At 67.1% G+C, this 20,646-nt stretch carries 23 protein-coding genes and 1 tRNA gene; 7 read left to right on the forward strand and 17 right to left on the reverse strand.

Annotated elements, in window-relative coordinates; all coding sequences use genetic code 11:
- On the reverse strand, positions 1 to 370 hold a 370-nt coding region (locus B1A78_RS12135; protein ID WP_077147224.1), incomplete at its 3' end, for a DUF6456 domain-containing protein.
- Between the two features lie 98 nt (positions 371 to 468).
- Between B1A78_RS12135 and B1A78_RS12140 the strand changes: the two genes are divergently transcribed.
- Together B1A78_RS12140 and B1A78_RS12145 are read left to right on the forward strand one after the other, a co-directional pair.
- Positions 469 to 1,029, forward strand: a complete 561-nt coding sequence (locus B1A78_RS12140; protein WP_077147225.1) for a helix-turn-helix domain-containing protein — start codon at positions 469 to 471, stop codon at positions 1,027 to 1,029.
- A 108-nt stretch (positions 1,030 to 1,137) separates the two neighbouring features.
- Positions 1,138 to 2,307, forward strand: a complete 1,170-nt coding sequence (locus tag B1A78_RS12145; protein WP_077147226.1) for a glycosyltransferase — start codon at positions 1,138 to 1,140, stop codon at positions 2,305 to 2,307.
- Positions 2,308 to 2,352: 45 nt separating this feature from the next.
- On the opposite strand, the gene secF is transcribed toward B1A78_RS12145, so the two are convergent.
- From secF to yajC, 3 genes are read right to left on the reverse strand one after another with little or no spacing between them, the layout of a single operon-like run.
- Positions 2,353 to 3,333, reverse strand: coding sequence for a protein translocase subunit SecF (secF, locus tag B1A78_RS12150; RefSeq protein ID WP_077147227.1), 981 nt, complete (start codon positions 3,331 to 3,333; stop codon positions 2,353 to 2,355).
- Positions 3,334 to 3,345: 12 nt separating this feature from the next.
- Positions 3,346 to 4,956 (reverse strand): protein translocase subunit SecD, encoded by a 1,611-nt coding sequence (gene secD, locus B1A78_RS12155; protein ID WP_077147228.1) that lies wholly within the window; start codon positions 4,954 to 4,956, stop codon positions 3,346 to 3,348.
- A 54-nt stretch (positions 4,957 to 5,010) separates the two neighbouring features.
- Positions 5,011 to 5,340: a preprotein translocase subunit YajC gene (gene yajC, locus B1A78_RS12160; RefSeq protein ID WP_077147229.1), complete on the reverse strand. Its 330-nt coding sequence runs from the start codon at positions 5,338 to 5,340 to the stop codon at positions 5,011 to 5,013.
- A 256-nt stretch (positions 5,341 to 5,596) separates the two neighbouring features.
- Here yajC and B1A78_RS12165 point away from each other — a divergent pair.
- Positions 5,597 to 5,673, forward strand: a tRNA-Pro gene (locus B1A78_RS12165).
- Between the two features lie 77 nt (positions 5,674 to 5,750).
- Positions 5,751 to 6,248 (forward strand): hypothetical protein, encoded by a 498-nt coding sequence (locus B1A78_RS12170; RefSeq protein WP_077147230.1) that lies wholly within the window; start codon positions 5,751 to 5,753, stop codon positions 6,246 to 6,248.
- On the opposite strand, the gene B1A78_RS12175 is transcribed toward B1A78_RS12170, so the two are convergent.
- Complete coding sequence (locus tag B1A78_RS12175; RefSeq protein WP_077147231.1) at positions 6,245 to 6,763, reverse strand: hypothetical protein; 519 nt, start codon at positions 6,761 to 6,763, stop codon at positions 6,245 to 6,247. The genes B1A78_RS12170 and B1A78_RS12175 overlap by 4 nt on opposite strands.
- A gap of 99 nt (positions 6,764 to 6,862) precedes the next feature.
- Here B1A78_RS12175 and B1A78_RS12180 point away from each other — a divergent pair, with 99 nt between their 5' ends.
- Positions 6,863 to 7,609 carry a sulfite exporter TauE/SafE family protein gene (locus B1A78_RS12180; RefSeq protein ID WP_077147232.1) on the forward strand — a complete coding sequence of 249 codons (747 nt, stop codon included), beginning with the start codon at positions 6,863 to 6,865 and terminating at the stop codon, positions 7,607 to 7,609.
- A gap of 47 nt (positions 7,610 to 7,656) precedes the next feature.
- Here the strand turns inward: B1A78_RS12180 and B1A78_RS22105 are convergent, their stop codons facing one another.
- Together B1A78_RS22105 and B1A78_RS12190 are read right to left on the reverse strand one after the other, a co-directional pair.
- Positions 7,657 to 7,965, reverse strand: coding sequence for an EF-hand domain-containing protein (locus B1A78_RS22105; protein ID WP_256838044.1), 309 nt, complete (start codon positions 7,963 to 7,965; stop codon positions 7,657 to 7,659).
- A gap of 286 nt (positions 7,966 to 8,251) precedes the next feature.
- Positions 8,252 to 9,229, reverse strand: coding sequence for an NADPH:quinone oxidoreductase family protein (locus B1A78_RS12190; protein WP_077147234.1), 978 nt, complete (start codon positions 9,227 to 9,229; stop codon positions 8,252 to 8,254).
- Between the two features lie 70 nt (positions 9,230 to 9,299).
- Between B1A78_RS12190 and B1A78_RS12195 the strand changes: the two genes are divergently transcribed.
- Together B1A78_RS12195 and B1A78_RS12200 are read left to right on the forward strand one after the other, a co-directional pair.
- Positions 9,300 to 9,878, forward strand: coding sequence for a glycoside hydrolase family 108 protein (locus tag B1A78_RS12195; protein WP_077147245.1), 579 nt, complete (start codon positions 9,300 to 9,302; stop codon positions 9,876 to 9,878).
- Between the two features lie 56 nt (positions 9,879 to 9,934).
- On the forward strand, positions 9,935 to 10,348 hold the full coding sequence (locus tag B1A78_RS12200) for a holin family protein (protein WP_077147235.1): 414 nt from the start codon (positions 9,935 to 9,937) through the stop codon (positions 10,346 to 10,348).
- Here B1A78_RS12200 and B1A78_RS12205 read toward each other — a convergent pair.
- The 10 genes from B1A78_RS12205 to B1A78_RS12250 all read right to left on the reverse strand — a co-directional run.
- Positions 10,311 to 10,832 (reverse strand): hypothetical protein, encoded by a 522-nt coding sequence (locus B1A78_RS12205; RefSeq protein ID WP_077147236.1) that lies wholly within the window; start codon positions 10,830 to 10,832, stop codon positions 10,311 to 10,313. The two genes, B1A78_RS12200 and B1A78_RS12205, sit on opposite strands and share 38 nt — an antisense overlap.
- Entirely contained in the window at positions 10,829 to 11,320 is a 492-nt protein-coding gene (locus tag B1A78_RS12210; protein WP_077147237.1) for an SRPBCC family protein, read from the reverse strand. Before B1A78_RS12210 ends, B1A78_RS12205 begins: the two co-directional genes overlap by 4 nt.
- An 11-nt stretch (positions 11,321 to 11,331) precedes the next feature.
- Entirely contained in the window at positions 11,332 to 13,974 is a 2,643-nt protein-coding gene (alaS, locus tag B1A78_RS12215) for an alanine--tRNA ligase (protein WP_077147238.1), read from the reverse strand.
- Positions 13,975 to 14,034: 60 nt separating this feature from the next.
- The gene (locus B1A78_RS12220) at positions 14,035 to 14,772 is read right to left on the reverse strand and encodes a hypothetical protein (RefSeq protein ID WP_077147239.1); all 738 of its coding nucleotides are present in this window, start codon (positions 14,770 to 14,772) and stop codon (positions 14,035 to 14,037) included.
- Positions 14,773 to 14,874: 102 nt separating this feature from the next.
- Positions 14,875 to 15,426, reverse strand: a complete 552-nt coding sequence (locus B1A78_RS12225; RefSeq protein ID WP_256838038.1) for a hypothetical protein — start codon at positions 15,424 to 15,426, stop codon at positions 14,875 to 14,877.
- Positions 15,427 to 15,454: 28 nt separating this feature from the next.
- Positions 15,455 to 16,078 carry a glutathione S-transferase family protein gene (locus B1A78_RS12230; RefSeq protein ID WP_077147240.1) on the reverse strand — a complete coding sequence of 208 codons (624 nt, stop codon included), beginning with the start codon at positions 16,076 to 16,078 and terminating at the stop codon, positions 15,455 to 15,457.
- 12 nt (positions 16,079 to 16,090) lie between these two features.
- Entirely contained in the window at positions 16,091 to 16,927 is an 837-nt protein-coding gene (gene speB / locus B1A78_RS12235; protein WP_256838040.1) for an agmatinase, read from the reverse strand.
- A 120-nt stretch (positions 16,928 to 17,047) separates the two neighbouring features.
- Positions 17,048 to 18,121 (reverse strand): recombinase RecA, encoded by a 1,074-nt coding sequence (recA, locus tag B1A78_RS12240; protein ID WP_077147242.1) that lies wholly within the window; start codon positions 18,119 to 18,121, stop codon positions 17,048 to 17,050.
- A 122-nt stretch (positions 18,122 to 18,243) separates the two neighbouring features.
- Positions 18,244 to 18,597: a response regulator gene (locus B1A78_RS12245; RefSeq protein WP_077147243.1), complete on the reverse strand. Its 354-nt coding sequence runs from the start codon at positions 18,595 to 18,597 to the stop codon at positions 18,244 to 18,246.
- Positions 18,597 to 20,646: response regulator (locus tag B1A78_RS12250; RefSeq protein WP_077147244.1), on the reverse strand; the 2,050-nt coding region annotated here is incomplete at its 5' end. The genes B1A78_RS12245 and B1A78_RS12250, both read right to left, overlap by 1 nt.

Here is a 20,646-nt window from a genome sequence, read left to right on the forward strand (position 1 = left end):
CGCAGATCACCCGCCAGCAGATATCCGCCAGCCCCGGCCCCGCCGCGTCGAGCGCCGCGCGAAAGCGCCGGTGCGCGTCGATCCGCGCCAGCGACGCGTCGGCGGCCTTCGCCCCGCCGCGGGTCTTCGCGGGCGCCGCGGCGTCCCAGCGCATCGTCACCCGCGCCGCCAGACCCGCGCGCTCATAATCGGCGCGCAGCCGTTCGCCCGCCGCCAGTTGCGCCGCGCTCAGATGCCCCCGCGCCGCAAGCCAGGTGATCGGGCTTTCGCCGACATGGACCGTGACATGCCGCATGACCTGCGGCCCCGCCTTGCCCGGATCGAGCCGGTCGTCGGGGTGGATTTGCGTTTCGAACCGGGGCGCTGCCATGCGAGTCTCCTCATCCAAAAGCCATGCTTGACAATGGAATGTTTTTTAGGAAAGAAGAAACCGATTTGGTTATTGCATAAAATGACGAAGGGGTCGCCATGATCAACAGCATCCGCGCCGTCCGCCGCGCCAAGGGGCTGACGCTCGAAGAGGTCGGGCTGCGCTGCGACCCGCCGACCACCGCGCAGACGATCGGCCGCCTCGAAACCGGCACCCGCACCTTGTCGCTCGGCTGGATGAACCGCATCGCCAAGGCGCTCGGGGTCGAGGCCGCCGAACTGGTGCAACTGCCGCAGGACACCCAGCTCACGATCACCGCCTTGCTCGGCCCCGATGGCGCCGTCGCGCCGACCCGCGTCGAACAGGCGCTCACCGCCCGCCCCGGCGAGGATATGGTCGCGGTGCGCGTTTCGGCGTCGATCGGCGATTATCGCGCCGGCGACGAAATCTGGTGCCGCAAGGTCGAGGATAATTGGGCCGGCGCGCTCAACCGCGACCTTCTCGTCCCGCGCCCCGCCGGCCGCTTCGTCTTCGCGCGCCTGCTCAACGTCGATGGCGAAAAGCTCCACCTCCTCCCGCTCGGCGCCGGCCAGCGCCAGCAGGTCGTCAGCAACCCGCCCTGGGCCGCAGTCGCTGTGCGGCTCATCCGCAGCCTTTAGTCCACTCCCCGTTTGTCCTGAGCTTGTCGAAGGACCGTCCTTTTCTCGGACGCCGAAAGGAAGAACAGTGCTTCGACAAGCTCAGCACGAACGGACAAGGGGGAGTATATGACCGCCCCCCTCCGCGTCCTCAGCATCGCGACGCTCTTCCCCGATAGTGCACGCCCCAATTTCGGGCTGTTCGTCGAAAAGAGCCTGCGCGCGCTCGCCGCGCAGCCGGGCGTCGACCTCACCATCATCGCCCCCGTCGGCCTCCCGCCCTTCCCGCTGTCGCTCCACCCGCGCTACCGCGCGCTCCGCGATCTCCCGCGGCAGGAAAGCTGGAACGGCCTCACCGTCCATCGCCCGCGCTTCACCCTGCTTCCCAGGATCGGCTCGCGCTTCAACCCGGCGCGGATCGCGCGCGCTGTCCTCGCCACCATCGGCGACCGCCGTTTCGATGTCATCGACGCGCAATTCTTCTATCCCGACGGCCCGGCGGCGATGCGCGTCGCGGCGGCGCTCGCCCTTCCCTTCTCCGCCAAGGCGCGCGGCGCCGATATCAGCCATTTCGGCCATGATCCCGCCACCGCCCCGCAATTGCTCGAATCCGCGCACAAGGCCGCCGCCCTGCTCGCGGTTTCGGAAGCGATGCGCCGCGACATGGCGGCGATCGGCATCGATCCGGCCAAGATCGCGGTCCATTACACCGGCATCGATACCGCGCGTTTCGCCCCCGGCGACCGCGCCGCCGCGCGCGCCGCGCTCGGCATGGATCACGCACCCGCAATCCTCACCGTCGGCGCGCTGATCGCGCGCAAGGGACAGGCGCTGGTGATCGGGGCGCTGCCCGCGCTCCCCGGCGTTCATTACTGGCTCGCCGGCGCGGGCGAAGAGCAAGGCCGCTACCGCGCGCAGGCCGAACGGCTCGGCGTCGCCGACCGCGTGCATTTCCTCGGCGCGATCGCCAACGCCGATCTGCCGCAGCTTTACCGCGCCGCCGATGTCGTGGTAATGCCCTCGGCCAGCGAGGGGCTCGCCAACGCCTGGGTCGAGGCGCTCGCCTGCGGCACCCCGATCGTGATCAGCGACGCCGGCGGCGCCGCCGAACTTGTCACCTCGCCCGTCGCCGGCCGCATTGTCGACCGCACCCCCGCCGCGATCGCCGCCGCGGTGCAGGTGATCCTCGCCGCCCCGCCCGAACCCGCCGCGGTCGCCGCGACGCTCGCCGGCCGCTTCGACTGGGACCGCAACGGCCGCGAACTCGCCGCGCATCTGCGCCGCTGCGCCAAAAAATAAGGGGGGCCAAGGCCCCCCTTTGATCCTTGTCGAAGACGGCGCCGATCAGACGACCGCGCCATCGTCCTTCCGCTCGACGCGCTCGCCGCCCATGATCCCGCTCGTCGTGCGCGGGATGAAGCTGTCGGGACCGACCTTCAGCCACACCAGCACCGGCGTCGACATCAGCACCGACGAATAGCCGCCGATGAACACGCCGAACAGCATCGCCGCGGTGAAGCCGAAGATCACGTCGGGGCCGAAAATCAGCAGCATGCCGAGCGCCAGCACCATCGCCACGGTCGTCATCACGGTACGCGACAGCGTCTCGTTGATGCTCAGGTTGAGCAGCGGGATGATCTCCATCTTGCGATATTTTTTGAGGTTCTCGCGGATGCGGTCATAGACGACGATCGTGTCGTTCAGCGAATAGCCGACGATCGTCAGCAGCGCCGCGACGCTGTTCAGGTCGAACTGCATCTGCGTCACCGCGAACAGCCCGAAGGTCAACGACACCTCGTGGAACAGGCGCCCGAGCGCCCCGACCCCGAACTGCCATTCGAAGCGGATCCAGATATAGATCGAGATGCCCAGCACCGCGAGCGCGAGGCTCATCGCGCCGGTGCGCAGCAATTCGCCCGACACCTTGCCCGACACGGTTTCCACCGCCCCGGTCTTGGCCGTCGGGAACATCTTGTGAATCCCCGCAACCAGCTTTTCGCCTGCCTGGTCGGCGGCTTCCTTGTCGCCTTCGGGCAGCGCGGTGCGGATCGAGATCGCCTTGTCCGAACCGAATTGCTGGATCGTCGGTTCGCCGAGTCCGATCTCGCCGACCTTCTCGCGGATCTCGTCGATCTTCGGCATGGTGCCCGAAAATTCGACGCGGACCGACTGGCCGCCGACGAAGTCGACGCCGAGGTTCAGCCCCTTGTACGCCACCAGCGCGATCGACACCGCGACGAGGAAAAAGCTCATGAACGAGGCGAATTTCCGCCAGCGCAGGAAATCGATGTTGGTGTCGTCGGGGACGAGTTTCAGCAAGCGCATCTGTCCGCTCCCTTAAATATTGATCGTCGTCGGCCGCTTGGTCCGCAGCCAATGGGCCACGAACATGCGGGTGACGGTGACGGCGGTGAAGACGCTGGTGACGATGCCGATGGTCAGCACGACCGCAAAGCCCTTGATCGGCCCGGTGCCGAACCAGAACATCAGCGCCGCGGCGATCACATTGGTGACGTTGGCGTCAAAAATCGCGCGGCTCGCTTCCGAATAGCCAAGCTCGACCGCCTGGAAGACGCGTCTCCCGCGTTTGAGCTCCTCGCGTATTCGTTCGTTGATCAGCACGTTCGCATCGACCGCGGCGCCGATTGTCAGCACGAAGCCCGCGATGCCCGGCAGCGTCAGCGTGGCGTTGAAGAACGCCATGACCGAGATGATCAGCACGACGTTGAACGCCAGCGCGATATTCGCATAGACGCCGAAGCGGCCATAAACGACGAGCATCAGCGCCAGCACCGATGCCGTCGCGACGATCCCGGCGATCGCGCCCTTGCGGATCGAATCGGCGCCGAGTTCGGGGGTGACGGTGCGTTCCTCGACGACGTCGAGCTTCACCGGCAGCGAGCCCGAGCTCAGCGCGATGGCGAGCTGGTTCGCGGTCTGGACGGTGAAATTGCCCGAAATCTGTGCGCTGCCGCCCAGGATCGGTTCGTTGATCGACGGCGCCGACAGCACCTTGTCGTCGAGCACCATCGCGAAACGCTTGCCGACATTCTGCCCGGTGACGCGCGCGAAGACGTTCGACCCCGCCGAATCGAAACGCAGCGACACGGCGGCCATTTGCTGCTGGTTGAAGTCCTGCTTCGCGCTGATCAACTGGTCGCCGCTGATCATCACCTGCCGACGCAGGATTTCGCCCGGCTGGCCGCCGCCCTCGCCCGGGGCATAAGGTACGAATTCGCTGCCGACCGGGACGGTCACCGGACCGCTCGGGCCGACCACGCCATTGGGGTCGACCATGCGGAATTCCAGCCGCGCGGTCTGGCCGAGCAGGTCCTTCAGCGCCTTCGGGTCCTGCAGGCCGGGGACCTGCACGACGATACGGTCGTCGCCTTCGCGGATGATCGTCGGTTCGCGGGTGCCGAGTTCGTTGACGCGCTTGTCGACGATGTCGCGCGCCGATTCCATCGCGCGGGCGACGGCCTGGGTGCGGCCGGCCGAGGTCAGCGTCATCACGATCCGCGTCGTGTCGACGATCTGGATCGACCAGTCGCGCTGGCCGGTCATGCTCGCGCCCTGCGTTTCCTTGAACAACCGGTCCTGCGCCTCGTCGAGCTGCGCCTGGTCGCGGACCAGGAAGCTGATCGTGCTTCCCGACGCCTTGAAATCGCCGATCGCGATATCGTCGTCGGGCCCGCGCTCGCCCTTCATCGCCGCGCGCACGGTCTTTTCCATGTTCGCAAGCTGCGTCTTGTTGAGGTCGTCGAGGTCGGCCTCGAGCAGCAAGTGGCTGCCGCCCGCCAGGTCGAGGCCCAAATTGACCTTGATCTGGGCAAAGCCCGGCAGGTCATCGACGGTCTTCTGCGGCAGGAATGTGGGGATGGAAAAGAGGATGCCGAGCAGCAGGATGATGCTGATGCCGACGGTCTTCCAGCGCGGGAAATCGAGCATGTCTTTGGTCCGATAATTGGGTTGCGACGCCGCGCGAAGCGGGCCGCCGCCGGATCAATCGTTGGCGGGCTTGCCGCCGGGCTGCAGCACGTCCGACAGGGTCGCCTTGACGACCTTGATCTTCACGCCCTGCGCGATTTCGACATCGGCGAAATCATCGTCGACGCGCGTCACCTTGCCGACGATGCCGCCGCCGGTCACGACCTGGTCGCGCGGCTTCACCGCCGCGATCTTCGCGCGATGCTCCTTCATCCGCACCTGCTGCGGGCGGATCAGGAAGAACCAGAATACGACAAAAATCAGCACCATCGGGATGAGCTGTGCAAAGGGGAAGGCTGCGCTCCCGGCTCCGGCCGCCTGGGTCAGAAGCAAGTTCGTCGACATGGATGAAAAACTTTCCGTTCTTATGCCGCGCCATCCCCACCCGGGACGGGCGCGCAAGATAATGGCGCGGCGCCTATCACGCGGGGGCGAGCCGTGCAACCGGCGCGGCGTGCCGTCCCCCGCGGCAAGCTCGACCGAAATGGGGCGCGCCTGCACGAGTTCAAGGCGGCCGGCACGATATTGCATCGCCCTCGCCTCTCCGCTTGCATCGCCCGTCAACCCGCGCTAGGGGCCTCGCCTGCCCAATCGGGCCGGTCGGGACGTAGCGCAGCCTGGTAGCGCATCACACTGGGGGTGTGGGGGTCGGAGGTTCGAATCCTCTCGTCCCGACCAATTTCTTCTACCATTAAAAAACGCCCGTGGCGCGGCGCACCGCTTGTCGCGGGGCGACCGCCTGCTAAGCCGTGTCCATGGCGCGCGCATCCCTCGTTTCGATCCTCGCCCTGCTGGCGCTCGCCGCGCTCGGCGTCACCATGCTTTCGCTCGTCGGAACGCCGGTCGGCTGGAAGGCCGACGATCATGTCGATCGCGACACCGACGCGGTGACGCGCGGCTATCGGCTCGAGGCCGAGGGCGGCGGCGCGGGGCTCTCGCTCACCTGCACGCCGAACGAACCCATCGCCGTGATTCTCGTCGCGAACGCCCCCTTCGCGGTCGGCGGCGCCCGGCATGCCGTGAAGATCGCCATCGACGACGCCGCATCCGAAACCCGCGCCGTGACCATCATCGGCACCTCGGCCGTGCTCGCCGATGCCGGGAGCGCCGACGCGCGCGCCTTCGTCGACCGGCTTGCGGCGTCGCGGCGCGTCACGATCGCACTCGCAGCGGCCGACACAGGTTTCGCCGCCAGCTTCGAAACCACCGGCGCCGACGACGCGGTCGGCGACCTCCGCCATGTCTGCCGCTAAGGCAGGCCCGGACTGCCGCGCACGCTTTCGTTGATAAAACAGGTCGCCCGGTTGAGCCAGTTGGCGGCGCACGCCGCTTGCCGTTCGGCCTCATACCATCCCGGCGGCTCCTTGGCGTAATAATCGGACCCGAGCCTGTACGCCGCCATGCGGTCGAAAGGCGTGGCGACCAGCGTCCATTCGGGAATCCAGCACGGCTCGCCGAAACGGTCGGTCAGCGCCCAGCCCCTTTCACGCGCGACCACCTCCAGCCGCGTCCCCGGCCCGACGTGCCGCCCGCCCTTGCGCGCGAGCCGCGGCATCGGGCGGCACTTGGCGCTATAGGCGCCCTGATAAGAGATCGTCCCGCCGCCCGCACGCACGAGCGCCAGCCATTCGTCCCGCCGGTCGCGGTGGCTCAGCATCGCCGGCAACAGCAGCGCGGCCACGATCGCCGTGATCGCCAGCGACGCGAGTCCGCCCCGCAGCGACGACCGCTCCCCGGCGCTTGCCCATCTGCCCTTCCGCCCGCGCATCGTCCTCGCTCCCGCAACGCCCGCCCCTTCTAGCCGCAGCGCCATGCCCCAGAAAAGCTCCGACATTGCGGCGCGCCGGCGAAACGGCGATGAGGGGCCGTGATCCAGACCAGCCTGCTCATCATCGTCGCGGCCTTTTTGACGGCGATCCTCTCGGGGGTTTTCGGCATGGCGGGCGGGCTCGTCTTCATGGGCGTGCTCGCGTGGCTGCTGCCGGCCGGCGTCGCGCTCGCGCTCCACGGCGTCATCCAGTTCGCGTCGAATCTGTGGCGCGCGACGCTCCACCGCCGGCATATCGTCTGGCCCGTGCTGCTGTGGTTCGGCCTCGGCGCCGCGGTGTCGGTCGGCGTCTTTTCGCTGCTGGTCTTTGCGCCGACCAGATTCGCCGTCTTCCTCGGGCTCGGCCTGCTCCCGATCCTCGTCTGGATTCCCGAACGCTGGCTGCGCCTCGACGCCGCCAATCGCGGGCACGCCGTCGGCGGCGGCTTCGTGTCGACTGGGCTGTCGCTGGTGTCGGGCGTTTCGGGACCCGTCACCGACCTTCTGTTCGTCAACAGCAGCCTCACCCGCCATCAGGTCGTCGCCACCAAGGCGGTAATGCAGGCGATCGGCCATGCGTCGAAAATTATCGTCTATGGCGGCGTGCTGCTCGGCAGCGCCGCGCGCGCGGCGATCCCGCTGTCGGCGACCGCCATCGCGATTCTCGCCTCGATGGCGGGGATCATGGTCGGCGGCGTGATCCTCGACCGGATCAGCGAGGCGCATTTCCGGGCCAGCCGCCGCTGGATCGTCACGATCGTCGGGCTGACCTTCCTCGTCCAGGCGGCGCGGCTCGCCGCCGCCTGATCATCGCGCGGTGCGGCGGCGACCGATGGGCCGCCGCCGTCCGTTCGTCATTGCTTGGCGTCGCCGCCGGCCGCCTGCGCCTTGCGCATCGCCGCCATCTCGGCCTTGTCGACCGCGCCGTCGCCATTGGTATCGATCCGCGTGATCATCTCGTCGATCTTCGCGCTGTCGACCGGCTTGGTGTCGCCCTTCTTGGCGGCCTGCGCTTCGGCCGCCTTGGTCAGTTCGGCTTTGTCGATCTTGCCGTCGCCATTGGCGTCGATCATCGCGAACATGCGGTCGCCATTGTCGCCCGCCGGCTCGGCGGCATGCGCGGCCGGAATGGCCAGCGCCAGCGGCGCGGCGATCATAAGCATTATCTTCACGTCATTTCCTCTTCGATAGGTAGCGGCGTTTCCGCCGGAAAGCCCCGGCGCCGCTATGACGGCCGCGTCGCCGTCAGGCCATATCGCGAGGATGCGGGCCGCCGCGATTGCGCGGCGCTTCGTCCGCCAGCTGTTTGGTTGTGCCGACATTCGGTTCAGGGCGCGCCGAAAATGGTGATGTGGCGTGCCCCGGAGCGCAGCGTACTTCAGTACGTGAGCACCGGAAGCGCGCTACATCGCCATTTGCAGGCCGCCATGGGCCGGATGTCGGCACAAGCTACGGGATCAGGACGACTTTCCCGACGACCTCGCGCCGTTCGAGCATCGCGAACCCTTCGCGCCAGTCGCTCAGCGGGAGTGCGGCATGGACATGCGGCCTGATCTTCCCCTCGGCCGCCAGCGCGTCGATCGCGGCGATATTCTCGGCACCGCGCTCGGGAAAGCGCCGGCCATATTCGCCCGCGCGCACCCCGACGACCGAGAATCCCTTGATCAGCGGCATGTTGACCGAGACCTCGGGGATGCGTCCCGAGGCAAAGCCGATCACCAGCAGCCGCCCCCCGAACGCGATGCAGCGCGTCGATTCGTCGAATATATCGCCGCCCACGGGATCGAAGATGACGTCGGCGCCGCGCCCGTCGGTCAGCGCCTTCACCGCGTCGCGAAACCCCGGCTCGGCGGCAATGACCGAATCGGGGGCATAGAGGTCCGCCAGCGCCGCACGCTTCTCGGCGCTGCTCGCCGCGGCGATCACCCGCGCGCCGAGCGCCTTGGCCAGGTCGACCGTCGCCAGCCCGACCCCGCCCGCCGCGCCATGCACGAGCACCCATTCGCCCGGCTCGACCCGCCCGCAACGCGTCAGCGCAACCCAGGCGGTGAGATAGGCGACGCCATAGGCCGCGGCTTCCTCCCACGACAGCCGCGCCGGCTTGGCGCGCAGCGCGGTCGCGGGGACGATCGCATATTCGGCCATCGCGCCGAAGCGGTTGCCGCCGAGCACCGCATCGCCCACCCGCCACGCCGTCACCCCGTCGCCCAGCGCATCGACCTCGCCCGCGAGCTCGAGCCCCGGGGTGAACGGCAGGTCGGGTTTCAACTGATAGGCGCCGCGCGTCATCAGCAGGTCGGGGAAATTCACCGCCGCCGCGCGCACCCGCACCCGCACCTCGCCCGGTCCCGGCTCGGACACCGCGAGATCGGTCAGCGTGCAGCCGCGATGATCGTCCGCCAATTCGCTGACCAATAATGCCCGCATGGAAAAATCCTTTCCTAATTTATTCCTATATGGTTCGTTCTGCCAGTCCAACCAACCGGAGATGCGAATCATGCCCAGACCGACCAGCCGAAAATTCGATGTCGACGCCCTGATCGACGCCGTCATCGACCGCGAAGGCGCTTATGTAAACCACCCCGCCGACCGCGGCGGCGCGACCTGCTGGGGCATCAGCGAGGCGGTGGCGCGCGCCGAGGGCTATGCGGGCGCGATGCGCGACCTGCCGCGCGCCGAAGCCGCGTCGATCTATCGCCGCATCTATTGGCGGCGCCCCGCCTTTGATCAGGTCGCCCGCCGTGCCCCCGCGATCGCGACCGAATTGTTCGACACCGGCGTCAACATGGGCACCGCGACCGCGATCGGGTTCCTCCAGCGCGCGCTCAACGCGCTCAACCGCTCGGCGCGCGACTATCCCGACATCGCGGTCGACCGCGACATCGGCCCGCGCACCTTGTCGGCGCTCGACGCCCTTCTCCGCCTGCGCGGTGCGGGCGGCGAGACAGTGCTGCTGCGCGCGATCGAGGCGCTGCAGGGCGAGCGCTACATCGCGCTCGCCGAACGCCGCCCCGGCCAGGAAGCCTTTCTCTACGGCTGGCTCGCGAACCGCATCCAAGGAGCCGGAGCCCCCTGACAGAAGGGGGACGTGGCGTGACCTTTGTGACCTTCCGACAAACAGGAGATAGCGAAATGAGCATCATCACCGGCCTGATCGGCCCCGTCGCCAAGCTGATCGACAAGATCATCCCCGATCCCGAAGCGCGCGACCGCGCCAAGCTCGAACTGCTGAAGCTCGAGGGCGGTCAGGAGATGGAGGCCATCCGCACGCGCATGGCGGCAATCGTCGCCGAGGCGAACAGCGCCGACCCCTGGACCAGCCGCGCGCGGCCCAGCTTCCTCTATGTCATGTATGTGCTTTTGCTCTGGGCCATCCCGATGGGGCTGATTGCCGCCGCGCGCCCCGACACGGCAAAAGCGATCGCCGACGGCATGAACGCCTATCTCGCGGGCATCCCCGAACCGCTCTATGCGCTCTTCGGCACCGGCTATCTCGGCTACACCGCCGCTAGGGCGTGGGGGAAGGCAAAGGGGGTGGAGAGCTAGGGAGCGTCGGAACCTCGGCGGGCGGCATGGCGGTGCCGTCCGTCCTGCCTTGCGCGATCGCCAGCCCGACCTCATGCCCCATCCGCGGCAGCCGATGGCTTTCCAGCCCGGTCCCTTGGTCGAGGCTCAACTCGACCGCATCCTTGCCCGCCGGGTTCACCAGCACATCGACGGTCCGGCCGTCGCGGTAAAGCGTGAAGGATATGCCGTTCAGTCCGCGACGCAGCGGCCGGGTCTCGACATTTTCGCAGCCGTCGTTGCACTCGATAAAATCGACCGTCCCGCTCTCGCTGCCGCGGTCGAGCGTCATTTCGAACCCGCGAAGGTCACTGCCCGCGCCTCCCTCGGAAACATTGCCATAGGTGCCGGCGGGGATGCTCCAGCCCCCCTTGCCGCTCTCTGCCGAATCGCGCGGACCGTCGCCGCCGCATCCGGCGAGCAGGAACAGCAGCGCGCCGACCAGCACCGACCGCGCCGCCGTCATGCGGGTCCCGCCGCCGCTTCGACGACCGCCGCCAGATTGGCGAGCGACGAATTGAGCCCCTCCAGATGATCCTTCGCCGAAATCCCCGGCGGCACATGATGCGCATCGATCGTCACCAGCGTGCCGCCGCCCTGCCGCGACAGATACCAGTTCATCGCCATCGTGCCCGAAAAGCGCGGATCGTCGGACACGAATTCGACCTCCCAGACGATCAGCCGCCCCTCGTCGAGCGTCGGGATATAGACTTCGACGACGTCGCTATCGTCGTCGCTCTTCGTCTCGACATCGGCATCGTCGAAGGTCAGCCGCATCAGGAAACCGCCGCCCGCGCGCAGGTCGATATGCTCGAAAACCCCCGTCGCGCCTTCGGGCGGCAACCAGCGCGCCAGCTTCGCCTCGCTGGTGAAGGCCGAAAAGACATCGACCAGCGGCGCCGCGATCAGCCGTTCGGCATGATCGGTACGCCGCGTCTTCTTGGTGGGTTTCACATCCGTCCGTTTCAGGCGAGCGCGGCTTTGACCGCCGCAACGGCGTCGTTCGCCGCCCCGCCGTTCGGGCCGCCGCCCTGCGCCATGTCGGGCCGTCCGCCGCCGCCCTGCCCGCCGAGCGCCGCGACCGCGAGCTTGACCAGATCGACGGCATTCTGCGCCACGCCCTCGGTCACCCCGACCGCGACCGAGGCGCGGCCGTCGTTGACCGCCACCAGCATCGCGACGCCGCTGCCGACCTGCTTCTTCAGCCCGTCAACCGTGCCGCGCAATTCCTTGGGATCGAGCCCGTCGACGACCTGCGCGAGGAACGCGGTGTCGCCGACCTGCTCGACCGCCGGACCCGCGGCCGCACCTGCCCCGCCGCCGCCCATCGCCAACGCCTTCTTCGCATCGGCCAGGTCGCGTTCGGCCTTCTTGAGCTGCTCGGCGAGCGCCGCGACGCGCGCCGGCACATCGTCGGGCGAGGTCTTCAGCGCCGCCGCCGCCGCCTTCAGCGCCTCGTCGCGACCGTTCAGCCACAGCCGCGCCGCGTCGCCGGTCAGCGCCTCAATACGCCGCACGCCCGACGAGACCGCCGATTCGCCAACGATCTTGAGCAGGGCGATATCGCCCAACGCACGAACATGCGTCCCGCCGCACAATTCGACCGAATATGACTTGTCGTCGGCCGCACCCATCGAGAGCACGCGCACCTCGTCGCCATATTTCTCGCCGAACAGCGCCAGCGCGCCCGCCGCGACCGCGTCGTCGGGGGTCATCAACCGCGTCGTCACCGCCTCATTGCCACGGATCTGCGCGTTCACTTGCGCTTCGACGTCGGCGATCTCCTCGGCGGTCAGCGCCTTGGGATGCGAAAAGTCGAAGCGGAACCGGTCCTCGGCGACGAGGCTCCCCTTCTGCGTCACATGTCCGCCCAGCCGGTTGCGCAGTGCCGCGTGCAGCAGGTGCGTCGCGCTATGATTGGCGCGAATCCGGTCGCGGCGTTCGGCGTCGACGGTCATCTGCACCGTGTCGCCGACCTTCAGCGTCCCGACCTCCAGCTTCGCCTGATGCGCATGCAGGCGGCCGAGCGGCTTGCTCGTGTCGCTCACCGCCGCCGATGCGCCGCCCAGCGTCGCGATCGTGCCGCTGTCGCCCATCTGGCCGCCGCTTTCGCCATAGAAAGGCGTCTGGTTGGTCAACACGACCAGTTCGTCGCCCGCCTTGGCTTCGCCCACCTGCACGCCGTTCTTGACCAGTGCGATCACCTCGCCCTCGCCGACGGTGGCGCCATAGCCGGTGAATTCTGTGCTGCCGTTCGTCTCGGCCAGGTCGAACCAGATCTCTTCGGACGCCTTCTGCCCGCTGCCCTTCCACGCCGCGCGCGCCGCCGCCTTTTGCTGTGCCATCGCTGCGTCGAAGCCCGCGCGGTCGACCGCGATATCCTGCGTGCGCAGCGCATCCTCGGTCAAATCATAGGGGAAGCCATAGGTGTCATAGAGCTTGAACGCGACGTCGCCGGGCAAGGTCGCGCCCGCACCCATGCCGACCGTCGCCTCGTCGAGCAGCCGCAGACCCTTGTCGAGCGTCTGGCGGAACTTGGTTTCCTCGCGCTCGAGCGTCTCGGCGATCAGCGGCTGCGCGCGGATCAGCTCGGGATAGGCGGCGCCCATCTCGGCGGTCAGCGACGGCAACAGCCGGTACATCAGCGGATCCTTGGCGCCGAGCAGGTGCGCGTGGCGCATCGCGCGGCGCATGATCCGGCGCAGCACATAGCCGCGGCCCTCGTTCGACGGCAGCACGCCGTCGGCGATCAGGAAGCTCGACGCGCGCAAATGGTCGGCGATCACGCGGTGGCTCGCCTTGTGCGCTTCGTCGGCGGGCACCCCGGTCTGATCGACCGACGCCGCGATCAGCGCCTTGAAGGTGTCGGTATCATAATTGTCGGTGACGCCCTGCAGCACCGCCGCAACGCGCTCCAGCCCCATGCCGGTGTCGATGCTGGGCCGCGGCAGGTCGACGCGGTCGCCCGGCGCGCGCTGCTCATATTGCATGAACACCAGGTTCCAGATCTCGACGAAGCGGTCGCCATCCTCTTCCGGCGATCCCGGCGGGCCGCCCCAGATATGGTCGCCATGGTCGTAGAAGATTTCGCTGCACGGCCCGCACGGCCCGGTGTCGCCCATCGACCAGAAATTGTCGTTGGTCGCGATACGGATGATGCGATCCTCGGGCAGTCCCGCGATCTTGCGCCACAGGTCATAGGCCTCGTCATCGGTGTGATAGACGGTCGCCGTCAGCTTCTCGGGCGCCAGCCCCCAGGTCTTGGTGATCAGCGTCCAGGCATGGTGGATCGCCTGCTCCTTGAAATAGTCGCCGAAGGAGAAATTCCCCAGCATTTCAAAGAAGGTATGATGGCGCGCGGTGAAGCCGACATTGTCGAGGTCATTGTGCTTGCCGCCTGCCCGCACGCATTTCTGCGACGAGGCCGCGGTGCTGTACGGACGCTTTTCCAGCCCCGTGAAGACATTCTTGAACGGCACCATCCCGGCGTTGACGAACATCAACGTCGGGTCGTTATACGGCACCAGCGGCGCCGAAGGTTCGATATGGTGGCCGGTCCCCGCGAAATAGTCGAGGAACGAGCGGCGAATGTCGTTGGTCGAAGTCATGCGCGCGATCTAGTGCGCTACGCGGCTTTTCTCAAGCATGATGGTTGGTTGAAGCCGCAGCTACCGCTGGCAAAGGCGATTGAGCTCCTCGTCGCTATAACCTGCCTCGTCGATCAGCGCCTGCGAGACATAACGCACATCATATTGCGAGATTTTATACACCCCGGTCCGCTCGCGATAGAGCAGCAGCCCGCCGCAGGTTCCGGCGATCCCCGGATGGCTGCTCAGCACCGCAAAATAGGCATAGGCGCCCGGATAGGCTGCGTCCTCGGGATTGTTGAGCCAGCCGTCGAGCCGCACCGTGAACTCCCCCGGCGCCGTCTGATACATTTTCGCTTCGTCGCTGAAGCGCTTCATTTCGGTCGCCGTCGATTCGAGCGCCGGATCCATCATCGCCGACAGCGCGGCACCGTTGCCGGTATCGAGGTTGTCGACAAATCTCTTGGCAAAATTCGTCGCCGCAGTGACTTCGGCGCTGCTCGCCACCCAGTCGGCGGGTACGGGCTTGTACGGATCGGTCGCGGGGTCGAAGCAGGAGAAATTCTGGCGAAAATCCTTGATCACCGTCACACCGCGATCGACGTCGATCTGATTGTCGAAATAATAGCGCCCGAACCGCACCTTCAGGCTGCCGCAGCGCTGCGTCGCGAGCACCTTGATACGGTCGATCGTGGGGTCATATTGGTCGGCGTCGATCACCGCGACGGTCGCGACAAAGCCCTTGCCGGGAACCGGCGAAACCTTGATTTCGGGCTGGCCGGCCGCTGCCGCCAGCAAAGCGAATGCGAGCATCGCCATATTGATTCCCCCACCGGAAGCCGCAGAACTGCGGCGCGCGGACCTTGCCGCGCAACATTCTGGACGGCAAGCCGAATTTCCTTGGGTCGGCGCAGCGACCGATCAAAAGGCGGTGGAGATTCCCTTGCCCAGATAGCAAGGCAGCTGCTGCAGGACATCGGCTTTGGGAACGCCATCCTCGATCATCTCGGCCGGCACTTCGGACGTGTCGGTGCGCACGACGGTGAAGCCCGATCCCGGCGCGGCGCGGTGGACGACGACATAGCCGCAATCCATCGTGCCGTCGGGGCGGTCGCCCCGAAAATCGAAGGCTGCATAAAGCCCCGGCGGCTGTCCGGCGGGGTCTTGGTACCAGCTCAGCCGCAGGATGCGAATCACGCCATCGGCCCACAAGGTCTCGCGCTTGCGCTGGTTCATTTCCCATTCGATCCGCGGATTCGACGCCTGGAACGACAGCCGCAACATCGCATAGGCCGAGGCGAAGTCGCGCTTGGCGAGCGCCATCGTATAGGAAGCGACGCGGCCCATCGCGTCGCTCTCGTCGGCGGCGGTCGGCGTGAAGGCCACCCCCTCGGGCGCGTTGACGGCCCGCTCGACCTCGGGGCCGAGCAGCGGCACTTGTGCGGTCGCCGGCACGGCGACGGCGGCGATCAACGCGGCTGCGGCCGCCGGGAACAGGCGATCAGAAAACAAAATAGGCCCCGCCCTTCTCGCGCGCCGCCTGCCAGGCCGGACGCGCGTGCATCGCGCTCACGAAGGCGGCCAGTTTCGGATAGCGCGCCGCGCCGTTCATCGCAGCAACCTCGGCGGGAAAACTCAGCATGATGTCCGCCGCAGACAGGCTGTCGCCGATGAAATGGCCCGCGTCGTTCACTTCGTCGTTGAGATAGGCGAAATGCGCGTCGAGCTGTTCGTCGATCCGCGGCTTCACCGCCGCCACCGCGTCGCCGAGGCGGCTGAGATAGAGGTTGAGGATGATCGGGGTCATCGCCGATCCTTCGGCGAAATGGATCAGTTCGAGGTGGCGGACATGATCATCCGTGCCCCGCGCCGGGACGAGCGCCTCGCCGCCGTAATTTTCGCACAGATATTCGGCGATCGCGGCCGATTCCTGGATCACGCGCCCCGCATCCTCGAGCAAGGGCGACTTGCCGAGCGGGTGGATCGCCTTGAGCTCGGGCGGCGCGAGGTTGGTCACCGCGTCGCGCTGGTAATGCTTGATCTCATAGGGTGCACCCAGTTCTTCGAGCAGCCACAGGATGCGCTGCGAGCGGCTGTTGTTCAGGTGATGGACGATCAGGCTCATGTCGCTCTCCTCTTATGGTTTATAGGTCCCGTTGCGGTCGATCAGCGCCGCGAGTTCGCGCACCAGCTTGGCGCCGAGGATCGCGGTGACGTCGCCGCTATCGCGGCCGGGATGATGTTCGACGATGTCGGCGCCGACGATCGGCGCGGTCTGCTTGTGCAGCACGGCAAGCAATTCGCGCACCGTCAGCCCGCCGGGTTCGGGATGTGCGACGCCCGGCGCCGCCGACGGATCGATGCCGTCCATGTCGATCGAGATATAGAGCGGCCCTTCGAGCACCGGCACCGCATCGGGGGTGAAGCCCGCCATCGGCACGATCTCGACCCCGAAACGCTCGGCCTGTTCGCGGCAATGGCGGTTGAGCGTGCGGATGCCGACCTGCACCAGCCGCGCGGCATGGCCGCCGTCATGGATGCGCGCGAAGGGCGAGGCGTGGCTGCGCGGATTGCCCTCGAAATCGTCGTAAAGGTCGGGATGCGCATCGATATGCAGGATGTTGACCGGCCCGAAACAGGCCGCCGCGGCTTCGACGAGCGGCAGCGTGACGGCATGGTCGCCGCCGAGGGCGAGCGGAATTTCGCCATCCTCGCGCACCAGCGCGACATGGCGGCGGATCATCGCATCGTCGCGCGGCGTGTCTTCGCTGAGCGCGAGGTCGCCGTCGTCGGTGAAAGCGATGTCTGTGCCGAGTTCGGGCCCAAGCTCGCTCGCCATATTGCCGCGGTCGCTCCACAGCTGGGCACGGATTGCCGCAGGGCCGGCGGCGGCACCGCGTTCGAAGCTGCTGTTGACGTCGGTCGGCAGGCCGAAAAGGCGGATCGCGGGCATGGCGTGCTTGTAGCCGCTCACGGGGGCCGCGCAAGAAACAACGGCAGGCGGGCCGGTCCGCGAGAGGGTGCGGACCTGAGGGGCAAGGAACCCGCCGCCGTTGGCCGGCCGGCCCGCGCGAAGCGGGCCGGCCGGAAGCTGTCAGTCGTCGCCCTCGTCGTCGGGGCCGGCCATCATCTCCTCGGCCACCGCATCGGTGCGGCTGCGGATCGCGGCTTCAAGCCGTTCGCGCAGTTCGGGATTTTCGGTCAGGAAATTCTTGGCATTCTCACGGCCCTGCCCGATGCGGATCGAGTCATAGCTGAACCAGGCGCCCGATTTCTCGACGAGGCCAGCCTTGACGCCGATGTCGAGGATTTCGCCGATCTTCGAAATACCCTGGCCGTACATGATGTCGAATTCGACCTGCTTGAACGGCGGCGCGACCTTGTTCTTGACGACCTTGACGCGGGTGGTGTTGCCGACGATCTCGTCGCCATTCTTGATCTGGCCGGTGCGGCGGATGTCGAGACGAACCGAAGCATAGAATTTCAGCGCGTTACCGCCCGTCGTGGTCTCGGGATTGCCGTACATCACGCCGATCTTCATGCGCAACTGATTGATGAAGATCACCATGCAGCGCGAGCGGCTGATCGAGCCGGTGAGCTTGCGCAGCGACTGCGACATCAACCGGGCTTGAAGCCCGACGTGACTGTCGCCCATCTCGCCCTCGATTTCGGCGCGCGGGACGAGCGCGGCGACCGAGTCGACGACGAGCACGTCGATCGCGTTCGAGCGCACCAGCGTGTCGACGATTTCGAGCGCCTGTTCGCCGGTGTCGGGCTGCGACACGATCAGTTCGTCGATATTGACCCCGAGCTTCTTGGCATAAACCGGGTCGAGCGCATGCTCGGCATCGACGAAGGCGACGGTGCCGCCGGTCTTCTGCGCCTCGGCAAGCGTGTGCAGCGCGAGCGTGGTCTTGCCCGAGCTTTCGGGACCATAGATTTCGATAACGCGGCCGCGCGGCAGGCCGCCGACCCCAAGGGCGATGTCGAGGCCGAGCGACCCGGTCGAGATCGCCTCGACCTGCATCGCTTCCTTCGAGCCCAATTTCATCACCGAGCCTTTGCCGAAGGCGCGATCGATTTGCGCCAAGGCGGCGTCGAGCGCCTTCTGCCTGTCCGAGCTATTCACTGATTTCCCCGATTCCACGAGTGACAATTGACCGGCCATGACCGTCCCTTTCCTGCTCTATCGCGAAGGCAGAAGCATCGCAACGCCGGACCTGTGTACGGCATTTGTTCTCGTGGAACAAGTAGAGAACGAAATATATTTGGGGAACGTGACAGGCGCTGTTATCCGCCGAAAAACCCGTCGAGAACCGCCTCGATCTCGCTCAATCGGAACGGCTTGGAAACGAGCTTGCGATCGGCGTGCGCCGGGGGAATCACATCGCCGCCGCCCGACGTGAAGGCGAAGGGGATGTCGCGCGCGGCGAGCGCGTCGGCGACCGGCCAGCCCTTCGCGTCGCCGAGGTTGATGTCGACGAGCGCGGCATCGACCGGCCTCGCCGCGAGGATCGCCAGCGCGTCCTCGACGCTCGCCGCCTGCGCGGGCTCGGGATAGCCGAGCGCATCGAACATATCGACCAGCATCATGCCGATCAGCACATCGTCCTCGACGAGCAGGATGGTGCGATCGCCCGCCATCACGACGCCCGCTGCGCGGCGGCGTCGAGCGCGGCCGAGACGGATTCGGTCAGCTGCGCGACCGAAAAGGGTTTGGGCAGGAAGGACACATGATCAATATCGATCGACTGGCGCAATTGTTCCTCTGCATAGCCCGACATGAACAAAACAGGCAGGTCGGCACGGCGGGCGCGCAGCGCGCGGACCATCGCCGGCCCGTCCATCGTCGGCATCATCACGTCGGTCAGGATCAGGTCGACCTGATCCATCTGCCCGAACCGCTCGATGCCTTCCTCGCCCTGCGACGCGGTGACGACAGTATAGCCGGCACGGGTCAGCGCGCGCTCGGCGACCGCACGCACCATATCCTCGTCCTCGACGAGCAAGATGGTGCCGGTGCCCCACTGGCTCTTCTTGGGCTTCGCCGGCGGCGGGGCGACGGCGGGCGCATCCTTGTCGGTGCGATGGACCGGAAGATAGATGGTGAAGCTCGCCCCCTCGCCGGGCTTGCTGTCGGCAAAGATGAAACCCGCCGACTGCTTGATGATGCCATAGACCGTCGACAGTCCGAGCCCGGTCCCCTTGCCGACATCCTTGGTGGTGAAAAAGGGTTCGAAAATCTTGGGCAGCACATCGGCGGGAATGCCGGCCCCGGTATCGCTGACCTTGAGCGCGCTATAATCGGCGGGCGGCATCACCTCGCTGCCCATCGCCCGCACCTCGGCGGCGGTCACCGGATAGGTTTCCATCGTCAGCGTGCCGTGCCCGCCCATCGCGTCGCGCGCATTGACCGCCAGGTTGATGATCACCTGCTCGAGCTGCCCCGGGTCGGCGCGCACCGCGCCCAGCCCGCGGCCGTGACGCACCGACAATTGCACCGAATCGCCGATCAGCCGTTTCAGCAGGTGCGATACCTCCGAAATCACGTCGGGCAGTTGCAGGATTTGCGGGCGCAGCGTCTGCTGACGCGAGAAAGCGAGCAATTGCCGCGTCAGGCTGGCGGCGCGATTGGCGTTGCTGCGGATCTGCTGGATATCGTCATAGTCGCTGTCGCCCGGCGTATGGCGCATCAGCATCAGGTCGCAGCTGCCGAGCACCGCGGTCAGGATATTGTTGAAGTCGTGCGCCACGCCGCCGGCGAGCTGGCCGACCGCCTGCATCTTCGACGCCTGCGCGACTTGGCGCTTCAGCCGCGATTCCTCGCTCGAGTCTTTCAGGCTGAGCAGCACCGCCGCCTCGCCCAGCCCGCGCACCCCGACGACACGCATCGACACCGGCTCGTCGCCCTGCCCCGCCAGCCGGATCGACAGGTCGCCGCCGACCTGCTGCCCGCTGCTGTGGCGGCGGATCATGTCGGCGAGCGGCCCCTTGTCCTCGCCGACGACGAGGTCGCCGGGGTAGCGCGGCATCTTGCTTTCCGACAATCCGGCCGCGCGCACGAAGGCGCGGTTCATATAGAGGAAGCGCCCGTCGCGATCGACCATCGCAAGCCCGAAGGGCAGCAGCGACAGCAGCGTCTCGACATAGGTCTGCGCGGTGCCGCGGTCGGCGGCGCCCATTTCCTCGTCGAGCAGCGCGAGCAGCATCGGGCCGTGGCTGTCGGCGGGGATCAGCGGGATCTGGAGCAGGCGGACGGGGGTGGCGCGCTCGCCCTCGCGCCCGAAATAGAGCGTGCCGGCATCGTCGAGGCGGAGCAGCGGCGCGACGTCGCGGCCCGCATAATGGGTCGCGTCGCTTTCGCCGAGCGCGCGCAGCAGGAAGGCATGGTTGGCGACGCGCAGCCGCCCCTCGGCATTGACCAGCGCCGCCATCACCCCCGCCTGCCCCAGCGTCCGGCCCGCGGGGCCGTCGAGGTGCCGGCTGATTTCGGAGACGAGGTCGAGCCGTTCGACCGCCGAAAAGCGCCACACCAGATAATCCTCGGCGACGCCGCTGCGCACGACCTGCGCGCGCAAGTGCAGCGCCCCGACGACCAGGTCGTCGACGCCGCCTTCGCCGTCGCGCCACGCGCTGCGCCCGGCATTTTTGAGCAATTCGGCGCCGCGCCCTTCGAACGGCAGCCCCGGCGGC

Source organism: Sphingopyxis sp. KK2 (assembly GCF_001990265.1).
Classification (GTDB): domain Bacteria; phylum Pseudomonadota; class Alphaproteobacteria; order Sphingomonadales; family Sphingomonadaceae; genus Sphingopyxis.

Bases quoted from the DNA above. Each gene is read 5' to 3' on its own strand.
- B1A78_RS12140 (WP_077147225.1), top strand. From the start codon at position 469: ATGATCAACAGCATCCGCGCCGTCCGCCGCGCCAAGGGGCTGACGCTC.
- B1A78_RS12145 (WP_077147226.1), top strand. From the start codon at position 1,138: ATGACCGCCCCCCTCCGCGTCCTCAGCATCGCGACGCTCTTCCCCGAT.
- secF (WP_077147227.1), bottom strand. From the start codon at position 3,333: ATGCGCTTGCTGAAACTCGTCCCCGACGACACCAACATCGATTTCCTG.
- secD (WP_077147228.1), bottom strand. From the start codon at position 4,956: ATGCTCGATTTCCCGCGCTGGAAGACCGTCGGCATCAGCATCATCCTG.
- yajC (WP_077147229.1), bottom strand. From the start codon at position 5,340: ATGTCGACGAACTTGCTTCTGACCCAGGCGGCCGGAGCCGGGAGCGCA.
- B1A78_RS12170 (WP_077147230.1), top strand. From the start codon at position 5,751: ATGGCGCGCGCATCCCTCGTTTCGATCCTCGCCCTGCTGGCGCTCGCC.
- B1A78_RS12175 (WP_077147231.1), bottom strand. From the start codon at position 6,763: ATGCGCGGGCGGAAGGGCAGATGGGCAAGCGCCGGGGAGCGGTCGTCG.
- B1A78_RS22105 (WP_256838044.1), bottom strand. From the start codon at position 7,965: ATGCTTATGATCGCCGCGCCGCTGGCGCTGGCCATTCCGGCCGCGCAT.
- B1A78_RS12190 (WP_077147234.1), bottom strand. From the start codon at position 9,229: ATGCGGGCATTATTGGTCAGCGAATTGGCGGACGATCATCGCGGCTGC.
- B1A78_RS12195 (WP_077147245.1), top strand. From the start codon at position 9,300: ATGCCCAGACCGACCAGCCGAAAATTCGATGTCGACGCCCTGATCGAC.
- B1A78_RS12200 (WP_077147235.1), top strand. From the start codon at position 9,935: ATGAGCATCATCACCGGCCTGATCGGCCCCGTCGCCAAGCTGATCGAC.
- B1A78_RS12205 (WP_077147236.1), bottom strand. From the start codon at position 10,832: ATGACGGCGGCGCGGTCGGTGCTGGTCGGCGCGCTGCTGTTCCTGCTC.
- alaS (WP_077147238.1), bottom strand. From the start codon at position 13,974: ATGACTTCGACCAACGACATTCGCCGCTCGTTCCTCGACTATTTCGCG.
- B1A78_RS12220 (WP_077147239.1), bottom strand. From the start codon at position 14,772: ATGGCGATGCTCGCATTCGCTTTGCTGGCGGCAGCGGCCGGCCAGCCC.
- B1A78_RS12230 (WP_077147240.1), bottom strand. From the start codon at position 16,078: ATGAGCCTGATCGTCCATCACCTGAACAACAGCCGCTCGCAGCGCATC.
- recA (WP_077147242.1), bottom strand. From the start codon at position 18,121: ATGGCCGGTCAATTGTCACTCGTGGAATCGGGGAAATCAGTGAATAGC.
- B1A78_RS12245 (WP_077147243.1), bottom strand. From the start codon at position 18,597: ATGGCGGGCGATCGCACCATCCTGCTCGTCGAGGACGATGTGCTGATC.